3 protein-coding genes are annotated in these 13,808 nt (G+C 30.7%); all 3 read left to right on the top strand.

The features are described 5' to 3' along the window. The first annotated feature begins 10 nt into the window (after nt 1–10). From PB01_RS16965 to PB01_RS16955, 3 genes are read left to right on the top strand one after another with little or no spacing between them, the layout of a single operon-like run. A complete protein-coding gene (locus tag PB01_RS16965; RefSeq protein ID WP_151701277.1) occupies nt 11–1,918 on the top strand; it encodes a condensation domain-containing protein in 1,908 nt (635 codons plus the stop codon). 46 nt (nt 1,919–1,964) lie between these two features. Continuing rightward, the gene (locus tag PB01_RS16960; protein WP_151701276.1) at nt 1,965–3,746 is read left to right on the top strand and encodes a non-ribosomal peptide synthetase; all 1,782 of its coding nucleotides are present in this window, start codon (nt 1,965–1,967) and stop codon (nt 3,744–3,746) included. Nucleotides 3,747–3,759: 13 nt separating this feature from the next. Beyond that, on the top strand, nt 3,760–13,788 hold the full coding sequence (locus PB01_RS16955) for a non-ribosomal peptide synthetase (protein ID WP_192797382.1): 10,029 nt from the start codon (nt 3,760–3,762) through the stop codon (nt 13,786–13,788). Nucleotides 13,789–13,808: the final 20 nt, after the last annotated feature.

The following is a 13,808-nucleotide window of genomic DNA, read 5'->3' as shown; positions in this document are numbered from 1 at the left end:
ATATTCAATAATGTTAGGACTTTATCCTGTATCTTCTAGGCAGCGTCAATTGTGGTTTTTGAATAAACTTGATACTTATAATGCTGCATATAATATACCATTTGCATTCCGTATGATTGGAAATTTAAATTTGGATTACTTGCAAATAGCACTAAATAAAATTGTTGGACGCCATGAAGTATTTAGAACTAGTTTTCATGAATCAGAGGATGGTGAACCTTTTCAAAAGATTGCTTCTACTGAAGGAAAAATCATGGAAGTCATCGATCTTCTTAAAATGTCTAATTTAGAACAAAAATTAAAGATTGAAGAAACGTTTAGAAAAGAAGCGGATTTTCAATTCGATTTAACTGAAGGCTCATTATACTTTTTTAAACTTATAATTCTTAGTAAGAATGAACACATATTTTACGCTAATATACATCATATCATTTTTGATCAATGGTCTTATAATATATTCACTAAAGAATTGAGAATAATTTACAATTCTTTGATTAGAAATGATAAATTAGAATTACCTAATTTGCCTATTCAGTACATAGACTATTCTTCATGGGAAATTGGAATTGTAAATGAGACGGAATTTAAAGAACAAATAAATTACTGGAAAGAAAAGTTGGGCGGCAGTTTAACTAATTTAGAAATTCCATTAGATTTCCCAAGAAAAATAAATCTCTCTTCAAAAAGCAATACATATAGTTTTGAGTTACCTTGCCATTTTAAAAAAGGAATTGAGAAATTGTCACGAGAGGAAAGTGCCACTATTTATATGTCGTTACTTAGTATTTTTAAAGTTCTTTTATATAAATACACAAATGAGACTGACATAATTATTGGTACTCCAACATCTGGGAGGGATTATGGAGAATTAGAAAATCTTATTGGCTTTTTTGTAAATACTCTAGCAATTAGATCAAAATTAGATCCTTCTCAATCTTTTAGGCAATTTTTAAAGCAAGTGAGAGGAAATTGTATTGAAGCTTTTTCTAACAATGAAGTACCGTTTGAAAAATTAGTAAAAGAAGTAAATCCGCATAGGGTTTTAGGTTATAATCCATTATTTCAAATAATGTTTAACTATAAGCATTTAACAAATGAAACAGTTTTAAACTTAGAAAGTGTAAAAACAGAAAGTATAACTATGCCGAAAGGAGAAGCAAAATATGATTTTTCCTTCCTAGTAACTGAAGGCTCTGAAATGAAAGTGACGATAGAATATAATGTTAATATTTTTAAACGCGAAAAAATTATAAATATTTCTGAATATTTTTTAAATATAATTAAACAAGTTATTAATAATCCTGATTTGGATATATCCTCTATAACTACTTTTCAAAATATAGATAAGGAGTATTCTTATGGATTAACTCCGACGCCTGGTCAAATTTCTTTAATTTTAAAAAGTAGTAAGTATAAAGATAATTTGGTGGAAATTTTTGAAAGTTCTTTATATCCTAAAAAAATATTTATTTTAAATAAAGACATGCAGCCTGTACCACCGGATGTTCCAGGCAATTTGTTTATAGGCATATTTGACGAAAGTCATATTAAAGTATTTAATGGAAATTATTATAAAAATGGTGATGGATTTTTTTATAAAACTCAAGAAATATATAAGGTAAATCATAATAAGGAACTGCAACATATTGCTCATGAAAGAGACATTGCTAAATTTAAGGGTTTTAAAATCAATCTACAAACAGTTAAGGACACTATAAACAACCAACCAGGAGTAGTAGATACTAAAGTGGTTTTTAAGAAAGATGATAAATCAACATTTCCTTTACATGCCTATATATCAATTAACAACTCTTTTGAAGGAGAAAAAACTTTCAAAAAAAAATTAAAAAGAATCTTACATAAACATATGATTCCAAAAATACTTATTATAGATATAGTTCCAGAAATTTGGAAATAAAAAAATATAGAAGATGAATTTTAAAAGAGAAAGTAGTTGATATAATTTGTTGCTTGAAGATAATAAGTCTCTTTATTCTAGATTAGAAAATATTTTCGAAGAAGTTGTAAAAAACAATAATACCAAAATTGCAATAAGCCATAATGGTAGGTACTTAAGTTACGCTGAATTAAATAGTCGTGCTAATCAAGTTGCATATCACCTTCAAAATATAGGAATTAAAAGTAATGAAAGAGTAGCCATCTGTTCTGAACGAAGTATTGAGTTAATCATTGTAATATTAGGAATACTGAAAGCTGGTGCTACTTATGTTCCTATTGATCCAGAATTACCTACCGATAGAAAAAAATACTTGATTTCTGATACGGAGTCTAAAGTAGTTATTGGTATGAACCTTGAAGAGTGGGCTTCTAATAACACAATAAATATCTCTTTAGATGATAATTTCATTCCTTTCAATAAATATCCTACTAAAAATTTAAATAGTATCAACTCTTTTAACGAGGAGACAGTGTGCATCATGTATACCTCAGGTTCAACCGGTATCCCTAAAGGAGTAATGTTGACACACAAAGGCATTGTTAATGTATTAAATGCCAAACAAAAAGAGCATAGACTTAGTGATGATAAGACATTGCATAAAGCTCCTTTCTCATTTGATGCTTCAATATGGGAAATATTTTTAACTTTGCTTACTGGCTCTGAGTTAGTATTAGCCGATCCTCACGGGCAAAAAGACATTCCTTATTTAATAGATTTAATAATCAAAAAGAAAATAACTACTATTCATTTTATACCTGCAATGTTAAACCTATTTTTAGATGAAGAAAATGTGAAAGAGTGCAAAAGTTTAAGAAGAGTACTATGTGGGGGAGAAAAACTACCAGCTAACTTAATAGATAAGTTTAATAAAAAATTCGATATTCCTTTATTTAATCGTTATGGCCCAACAGAAACTTCTATTTGTGTTAGTTGGTGGAAATGTGATCGAGAAAGTAGTGAGGTTATACCGATTGGTCAGCCGATACAGAATATGAAATTTTACTTATTAAACGAAAAATTAGAAAGTGTTTTAGAGGGAGAAATAGGAGAATTGTATATTGCCGGTGTTGGTCTTGCAAAAGGATATGTTAATCAAGAGCAGCTTACAAAAGAAAAATTTATTATAAATCCTTTCAACGATAAAGATTTTCCCTACATATATAAAACCGGAGACTTAGTTCGAGAAATACAAAATGGAACCTATGAATTTGTCGGAAGAAATGATAATCAAGTAAAGCTTAGAGGATTTCGTATTGAAATAAGTGAAATTGAAAATACTATAAATAAGTTTGAAGGAATTTTAAATTCAGTGGTTTTAATTAATTCTAATAGCATTGAAAAACATAACATTATCGCATGTATATTAGGGCAAGAAAATCCCAGGTTGAAAGAATACTTACAGAAAAAGTTGCCGTCGTTTATGGTTCCCACTAAATTTATTTGGTTAAATGAGTGGCCACTTAATTCAAATGGCAAAATAGATAAAAATTTACTCGCTGAAAAATACCTAGAATTTAGGATTGAGAATGAAAAACAAAAAGATGTCACATCACCTGAAGAAATTTTGAATACTATTTCAAGAATATGGATGAAAGTTTTAGATCTTCAACATATTGATAAAGAAGCAGATTTTTTCGAATTAGGTGGTCATTCATTGTTAGCAACTCAAATTATTTCACGGATAAAAAAAGAGTTGGAAATAAAAATTCCAATTGCAACTTTATTTGAATGCTCAATTTTAGAAGAATTTAGTGATGAAGTATTAACTTTAACCAATAACCGATGAAAGGATGTTTTTCTTGAAAATAAATGAAAATATTCAAAACGAACATATTTTAGATGTATACTCACATAATCCTTTATCCTACTCTCAACAAAGGCTATGGTTTTTAGAAAAAATTTATCCGGAAAGTACTTCATATAACAATACTCATTTATTAAAAATGGAAGGAAATCTGAACATAAAGAATTTAAATAAAAGCTTAAGTCTTATTTTTAAAAAACATGAAGTTCTGCGTTCAAGAATATATGAGACGGATGATGGTCATGCATATACACATGTCTTACCCTTTGAAAAAATTGAGTTAAAAGTAGAAGATCTAAGTAACAGAAGTAATACAAAACTGGTAGAAAGCGTTATTGAAAACGTAGCTAACACTCCTTTTCATATTAATAGAGATCCGTTAATAAAATTAAAATTGTTGAAATTATCTCCAGACAAACATACTTTAATAATAACTGTTCATCATATAATATGGGATTCTTGGTCAATAAAATTATTTTTTAAGGAGCTACAAAACTTTTACAATTCTTTAAGTAATAATGAAATCCCAAAGTATGAAGAACTTTTATATCAGTTTCATGAATGTGCTGCAAAACAAAAACAGTGGGTAGAAGCTGGAGAGTACAAAGATCAATTAGTGTATTGGAAATTTTTTTTACAAGAGGTACCAACAAAACTACAATTTCCTTTTAGGAGTTTGAATTCATTTACTCCAGAAAAGAGTGGTCAAGTAGTAAACTTTACGTTATCAAATGAATTTATTGAAAATATAAATGTGATTAGCAGAAAAAATAAATCTACTAATTTTATGACTCTTTTTTCTGTCTTCAGTATTCTATTAAGAAAATATACAAATCAACAAGATTTGATTATCGGAACTCCTATTGCAAATAGGAATAATGAGGAAATAGAAGATGTAATTGGATTTTTCACAAACACGTTACCTGTACGGGTAAAACTAAATGATTCAAATAGTTTTTCAGATCTTTTAAAGGCAAACAGAAAAAATCTGTTAAATTGTTATGAACATCAAGATATACCTTTTGAAAAGATTGTAGAAGAAACTAAAGTAGATCGATCACAAGATTATATGCCTTTGGTACAAGTATCTTTTGTATATCATAAAGCTTCAAATAGAAAAATATCTCTAAAAGGTTTGACTTCTAATATTACAGATGTAGAAGTAAGTAATTCGAAATTTGATTTAAGTTTAATTTTGACTGAAGCAAATGAAGGATTAAAATGCCAACTTCGTTATAACGCTTATATTATTAATGAAGAAATAATAACAAACATGATTCATGATTTTAAACATATTCTTAAGACAATTACTAAAAATTCTTCTGCAATAATTGAAAATCTTCTTATAACTGAAGAAGAATATAAAGAAATAGTTTTTGCCAATAATGATAGCGATATTATTTTTGAAAGCACTAAATTGTTACATAATAAATTTGAAGAACAAGCTAAGTTTACTCCCGAATCAATTGCTATTACAGATGAGAATGGACAATATTCTTACGAAGAAGTAAATAAAAAGGCTAATAAAATTTCTCATTACCTACGAAAAAACAAGGTACTTCCGGGATCTTCTGTAGGTATGATGGTAGACCATTCTATTAATTCAATTGCTGGAATATTAGGGATTTTAAAAGCTGGTTGTGTCTATGTTCCTATAGACTTAGCAACTCCAGAGGAACGAGTAAAATTTATTTTGGATGAAGCAGAAATTAAAGTACTTATGCGACCTAAAGAAACTATAAATTTATTTAAAACAAACTGTCAAGAAATTTATATAGATGAGAATAAAGAGATTGACAGAAGTTCGGATCAAAATCTAGAAATGCTTATTAATCCAGAGAGTATAGCCTATATCATTTTCACTTCTGGCTCAACAGGAAATGCGAAAGGAGTAATGATCAAGCATAGCTCAGTAGTTGATTTAGCAGAAGGTTTAAACTTTAAAATTTTTACTAAAAATTATGAGGATAAGGCAGTTAAAAACTTCGCTTTAAATGCTTCTTTAGCGTTTGATGCTTCAGTCCAACAATTAGTATCAATATGTTATGGAAATAATATTTATTTAATTCCCGAACATATCAAATATGAACCACTGAAATTACTAAAATATATCAACAATTATAAAATTGATGTATTTGACTGCACTCCTACCCAACTAAGACTGCTAATAAATGAAGGATTGTTGGAGGGAAATTCAAAATACCCACAAACTGTTCTTGTTGGGGGAGAACCAATAGATGAAAAGCTGTGGAATGAAATAAGAGTTTCTAAAAATATTCAATTTTACAATATGTATGGACCTACGGAGTGCACAGTTGATGTAACTTATTGTCATATTAATAATAGTTTACCCATACCTAATATTGGTAAGCCTTTGCCTAATAATAGAATCTATATTCTAAATGAAAACTTAAAGCCTGTACCTAAAGGAGTTACTGGAGAAATTTATATAGGTGGAAAAGGCGTAGCAAAGGGTTATTTAAAAAATTTCGAACTTACATCTGAAAAATTTATAATTTCTTCTTTTCAAAACGAAGAAGATAGTACTTTATATAAAACGGGAGATATGGGTTACTTTTTACCTGATGGATCTATTAGATTTACTGGAAGAAATGACAACCAAATAAAAATTTCGGGTTATAGAGTTGAGCTAGAGGAAGTAACTTCTCAAATTAACTCCGTCACTTCAGTAATCAGTTCAATATGTCTATTACAACGATCAGAAAATGGTCAGGATGAACTTGTAGCCTACTTAGAAATTCAGGAGAATTTTAATTTATTAGGTTTAAGGGAGGAGCTTTCAAAAACTCTCCCATATTATATGGTTCCTAATAAGTTTTTCAAAGTAGAAGAATGGCCAATTACAATAAACGGGAAAATAGATAAGAAGAAATTAAGTGCTAATAAAAGTGAAATAACTGAAGATCGAAGTTTTACAACATTAACTCAAACGCAAGAAATTATTAAAAATATTTGGTCTAAACTTTTGAAAAACGACGATATTAATATCAATGAGAATTTTTTTAATCTTGGCGGTCACTCTTTATTAATCACTCAAATGATGTCTAATATAAACAAAATGTTCAATATTAATATCTCGATTCACAGTTTATTCGAAAAACCTACTATTTTAGGGATATCAATATTAGTAGAAAAGTTAAGATCAGACGAAGGTACAAAAGAAAATTATCAACCAATTCCTAAAAATGAACTTAGCAATAAAAAAATACCTTTATCTTTTGCCCAGAAACGAATTTGGTTTTCAGAAAATTTAAATTCAGATCAAGCAGTTTTTAATATGCCTGTTTTTTTTGAAATGCATGGGAAATTAAATAGAACTTTATTAAAAACGAGTGTAAATAGAATTATAAAACGACATGATAGTTTACGAACAGTTTTCATAAGAGAAGAAGATGAGATTTTTCAATTAATAAAAGAAGATTTAGAAATTGATTTAGAAGTTATTAATTTCGAGGATTTATCCTCTCTTACTCCTCTTAACTTAATTGACAAGAAAATTATGGAGATTATGAATAATGAATCTAAAAAACCGTTTTCACTAGATAAAGGACCTTTGATAAAAATCAGTTTAATAAAATTCTCTGAAATTAAGCATATATTACTAATCAATATGCATCATATTATTTCGGATGCTTGGTCTCTAGAAATTTTTATGAATGAATTATCTCGATACTACAATGAAGAGGATTTATTACCAGATTTATCTATTCAATATGCTGATTTTTCTATTTGGGAGAAAAATCAACTAAAAAAAATTGAAATGAAAAAACAAATGAAATATTGGCAAGAAAAACTAGAAGGGGAACTACCAGTCTTAAAGCTTCCATTTGATAAGCCCTACCCTAACTTAAAAACTAATAACGGAGCACGAGAAACAATTATCTTTAATACTGAACTTACTAAAAAATTCAATAGTTTTTGTAAAGAACAGGGCATGACTTCGTATATGACTTTTTTGGCGGCTTATAATTTGCTTTTAGGAAAGTATACTGGGCAAAAAGATATAATAGTTGGCTCTCCCATTGCCGGTAGAAACCGAGAAGAAGTAGAAGGTTTAATAGGATTCTTTATTAATACAATCATTTTGAGATCTAACTTAGTGGAAGAGATGAATTTTTTAGACTTTTTAAAAGAAGTTCGGACCGATACGCTGAATGCATTTTCTAATCAAGATATTCCTTTTGATTTGCTAGTTGAAAAATTAAATCCAGATAGACATTTAGGCTATTCTCCTATTGCTCAAGTAATGCTTACTGTTCAAAATACGCCTAAAAAAGATTGGAAAATAAAAGGAATTAAAACCAAGGAACTTTTTAGAAAACTAGCTATATCTAAATATCCTTTAAACTTGAAGATATCAGAAGTCGGTAAAGAATTATCTTTATCTTTTGAATATAATACAGATTTATTTAATTCAGAAACTATCCAAAACATGCTAAAGCACTTTAGAAATCTTTTAGAAGAAATAATAAATACACCAAATAAAAAAATATCAGAGTTTATAATGTTTGATGAAGATGAGTTTGAAAATATTACAAAAAAATGGAACGATACTATTGAATATTATAATTCGGAATCCAATTTAGTTCGATTATTCGAAAAGCAAGTCGAGCAATCTCCGGATGCACCGGCCGTAGTTTTTGGGAATCAGTCCTTGACTTATTCTGAGCTAAACAACCGTGCTAATCGATTAGCTTATTATTTGAAAAAAGGAAAATCAACAACCCCTAAAGCAATCGGAATATATTTGGAAAGAGGAATAGAATCTATAGTTTCTCAATTGGCAATACTAAAACTTGGTTGTGCTTACGTGCCACTGGATCCAAGCTATCCTGATAATCGTATATCTTATATGATTGAAAATTCAAACTTGCAATCAGTTATTACATTAGAGAAATATCAAAATAACTTAAGTCTTCCAAACCTGGTTGTTTATTTAATTGATAAAGAGCAATCTTTGATATGTCAAGAGTCTTCTGAGAACTTTGCAACTACGTCTATGGCTAAAGACTTGGCTTATATTATTTATACTTCGGGTTCTACTGGAAAGCCTAAAGGTGTGATGGTTCCTCATGAAAATGTCGTCAATTTAGTTAATTGGCAAAAAGCTCAATACGATTTACATGAAGGCCGTAAAGTAACCCATCTTTCTAACCCTGCATTTGATGCGTCCGTTTGGGAAATTTACCCTACTCTATGTGCTGGAGCTACTTTGTATATCGTGGAAGAGGAAAAGAAGATAGTTCCTGAAGACTTAAAAACATGGTTATTAGAAAAAGAAATAAATGTTTCATTTATACCTACCCCTTTAATAGAGCCTCTAGTAGAACTCAAGTGGCCAAAGAGACATTCATTGAATTTTGTATTAACCGGGGGAGATCAATTACGGATATCTAAAGAAATACAACTGCCGTTTACTTTAGTAAACCACTATGGCCCGACTGAAACTACTGTTTTAGCAACTGCTGGAGTAGTGAAATCAAAAGATAGAGCATCGATTTTCTCTGATATCGGCAAACCTATTTCCAATACCCAAACCTATGTCTTGGATGAAAGTTTAAATATAACACCTGTAGGTGTTACTGGTGAATTGTACATCGGCGGTGCTGGAGTAACTTTGGGATATATGGAAAATGATGAACTGACGCATAAACACTTTGTTTCAAATCCATTTACTTCGGATAAAGAAAGTCGACTGTATAAAACAGGGGATTTAGTAAAGTACTTGCCTGATGGCCGAATTCATTTTGTCGGTAGAAGCGACAATCAAGTGAGCGTGCGGGGATATCGCGTTGAACTTGGAGAAATTGAAATTCCATTAAAGGAGCATCCGTTGGTAAAAGATGTTCTTGTAATTAACGAAAAAAATCAAAATCAAGTAATTGAAAATAGATTAATTGCTTTTTTACTGGTAGAAAGTAAAGATTTAAATATAAAAGAAGATATTTATAAGCTTTTAGCTAAAAAGCTCCCAAGTTTCATGATACCTTCTTCTATCGTAGTTCTTAATGAATTCCCATATACTCCCAATGGGAAAGTAGACAAAAAAGCTTTATTAAAGCTACAAACACAAGAGAAACAACCTTTAGAAAACTTTAATTTGATGGAAACAAAAATAAAGAAGATATGGAAAGAAATTCTTGGTATTAGCACCATTGCACCTGACGATAACTTCTTTGAAGTAGGCGGACATTCTCTGTTGCTTGCTAAGCTGCTTGGCAGAATAGAGGATGAGTTTGATGTAAGTGTGCCTTTAAGGGAAGTGTTCGAAACTCCTACTATTAATGGAATGGCAAAAAAAATAAAGCATTTTATCCAAAACGAGGAGCAAGACATCCTATTTAAAAAAATCTCAAATATTTGGAAAGAAGTTCTGGGTATTAGCACTATAGCACCTGACGATAACTTCTTTGAAGTAGGCGGACATTCTCTCTTGCTTGCTAAGCTGCTTGGCAAAATAGAGGATGAGTTTGATGTAAGTGTGCCTTTAAGGGAAGTGTTCGAAACTCCTACTATGAATGGAATGGCAAAAAAAATAAAACATTTTATCCAAAACGAGGAGCAAGACATCCTATTTAAAAAAGTTTCGAATATTTGGAAAGAAGTTCTGGGCATTAGCACTATAGCACCTGACGATAACTTCTTTGAAGTAGGCGGACATTCTCTGTTGCTTGCTAAGCTGCTTGGCAAAATAGAGGATGAGTTTAATGTAAATGTGCCTATTCGAGATTTCTTTGAAACTCCTACGCTATTAGCTATAACTGATAAGTTAGCTAAAAGCATCAGTGAAATCAAAATTAATACATCTCTTATTTCATATAAAGAAAATAGAGAAAGTTTTACTGCTTCTTATGGTCAAGTAAGGTTTTGGTTCTTAGATAAAATGTTGTCTAAAAAATCTGTTAACAATTCTCCGTTGATACTGAATTTGTCTGGAAATCTAGATCCAGTGGCATTATCTAATTCGGTTGAGCAAGTAATAAATCGTCATGAATCACTAAGAACTACATTTGTTGAACACAATACTGACGTGCTTCAAGTAATTAGTTCTGAAACCAGCTTTGATTTACCTGTTCATGATGTATCTATATTAGAAGAAGGAGCACTGGCTCAAAACTATCTAGAACTTTTGGAAACGGAGATCCATCATTCCTTTGATTTAGAAAAAGGACCTTTAATTAGAGCTTGTCTTATTCGTAAAACTTCTCAAGACCATGTCTTATTAGTAAACATGCATCATGCAATTACCGACGGATGGTCTATGGATATATTTGTAAGAGAGCTAAACGCGTTTTATGAAAAGCATACAGCAGGTAAATCTCTTGATTTACCTGAACTGCCAATTCAGTATGGGGATTATGCCACCTGGCAAAAAGATTGGTTAAAAGAAAAAGTGTTAGCCAACCAATTAGCCTATTGGAAAGAGCAGTTAAGAGGTGAATTGCCCGTATTACAATTGCCAATGGATCGTCAGAGACCGGCAAAACAAACCTTCAATGGCAATAAGCAAAGTATTGTGATATCAACTGAGTTGGTTCAAGCACTTAAGGCATTAAATCAAAAAGCTGGGACCACATCATTTATGACGCTATTAGCAGCGTTTAAAGTATTGTTACATCGTTATTCCGGACAAAATGACCTTTTAGTAGGTACTCCTATATCTAATCGAAATAAACAAGAGATAGAAAATCTTATTGGTTTCTTTGTAAATACTTTAGTGATTCGCACGGAAATAAATGAAGATTTCTCATTTATGGAACTATTAAAGCAAGTTCGAGAAACAGCTTTAGAAGCGTATACACATCAAGACGTACCATTTGAAAGAGTTGTTGAAGAAATACAACCAGCTCGCTCACTGAGCCATTCTCCGTTGTTTCAAACTATGTTTTCTTATCACAACACTTCAGGAGCAGAAATGAAAATTGGAGACTTGGAGGTACAACAACTCCAAGTGCAAAGTAAAATTGCGAAACACGATCTTACATTAGTAGTGGATGAAAGTTTAAACAATACAATAATCTCGCTTAGTTACAATACCGATTTATTCAATGAAGAAACTATCGATAGAATGCTTACGAGTTTTCATCTAATCCTTCAGGATGTTGTGGAAAAGCCGGAGGCTTTGATCGGCGACATAGAAATCTTAAGTAAAGAAGAAAATGATCGAATTGTCCAAGAGTGGAATCGAACAGAGGATGAATATCCATCAAGCGATACTCTCCATCAATTATTCGAAAAGCAAGTCGAACAATCTCCGGATGCGCCGGCCGTAATTTTTGGGAATCAGTCCTTGACTTATTCTGAGCTAAACAACCGTGCTAATCGATTAGCTGCACACCTAAAAGAAAATGGAGTAAAAGTCGATAGTCTAATTGGTGTTATAATGCATCGATCCATTGAAACGATGGTTAGTTTAATGGCAATTTTGAAAGCTGGAGCAGCATATGTTCCAATAAATCCATCATTTCCAGAAGACCGAATAAATTTCATCATTAACGAAGCAGATTTAAATCTTATACTTATCCACAACGAAACAAAAAGTGTAACTCTAAATGAAAAGGGGAAAATTCTGAATGTTAGCACTTTAAATCTGGACCTTCATAAGAATCAGGACAGTAATTTAGAAATTGTAGTAGATTCTAACAACTTAGCCTATGTTATTTATACATCAGGTTCTACAGGAACCCCAAAAGGTGTAATGATAGAACACAAATCTGTGGTAAACAAATTAACATGGCAACAAAAAAAATATCCTATAGATAAAGATGATGCAATCTTACAAAAAACTTCTTTTAGTTTTGATGTTTCTGTTTGGGAACTTTTTTGGCCACTTTTACATGGAGCAAAACTAGTCTTTTTGGCTCCGCATGGAGAAAAAAATCCAAAAGAAATTATAAAAACCATAAAAGAAGAAAAGATTACAAAACTACACTTTGTACCATCCATGCTAACTCCATTTCTACAATTTTTAAAGGAAAGAGAACTTAGATTTTTGGACTCAATCAATCAGGTATTTGTAGGCGGAGAAGCAATTAATAAAAATCAAGTCGATTTATTTAAAAAGCTACTCCCTCATGTAAAATTAACTAATTCGTACGGCCCAACAGAAGCTACTATAGGCGTTTCTTTTTATGATTTAACTGACAACTACAATGAATATAATAGTATCCCAATTGGAAAACCAATTAGTAATACTGAATTATATATTCTAAATAAAAACCACAAAATACAGCCCGTAGGAGTAATAGGAGAACTACATATTGGGGGAGTAGGTCTCTCTCGCGGCTACTTAAATCGTATTGAACTAACTAAAGAGAAGTTTATTAAAAACCCTTATAAAAAAGGTGAATCTCTATACAAAACCGGAGATTTAGTTCGGTATATATCTGATGGAAATATTGAATTTTTGGGTAGGAACGATTCTCAAGTGAAAATCAGAGGTTATCGTATTGAGCTTGCAGAAATTGAAAATGTTTTAATAGATCATCCTGAGATAGAACAAGCCATCGGGGTTGTTATTGGAAAAGATTCTATTTCTATGAAGATTGGTATGTATATTAAATTTATATCTAGTGAAAGAAAAATAACTGATGACCTTCGATCATTTTTAACCAAAAAATTACCAAGCTATATGATTCCAGAAGTTTTTCAAGTTATTGAAAAAATACCTTTAAATTCAAGTGGGAAAATTGATAAAAGTGCTTTCCCTAAGTTTTTACTAGACAACAATTTTGAGGGGGAAAATTATAATGCTCCTAGTTCACCCTTAGAAGAGAATATAACGGAAATATGGAGTGATGTAATTGGTATTAAAAGAGTAGGAATTGATGACAATTTCTTTTTAATAGGTGGGCACTCTTTGTTTGCTTTACAAGTTATGTCTAGAATAAATAACATTTATAGTACGGATATTCCATTAGAGGCTATTTTTGAGAATCAAACCCCTAGACTTTTATCAAATTTGATTCTGAAGGAGATATTGAAAATAATAAAAAAAATGTAAAGAGAATTAAGAAGTTGCTT

It is taken from the genome of Psychrobacillus glaciei (assembly GCF_008973485.1).
Classification (GTDB): Bacteria; Bacillota; Bacilli; order Bacillales_A; family Planococcaceae; genus Psychrobacillus; species Psychrobacillus glaciei.
This window is presented reverse-complemented; position numbering and strand designations above follow the sequence as displayed.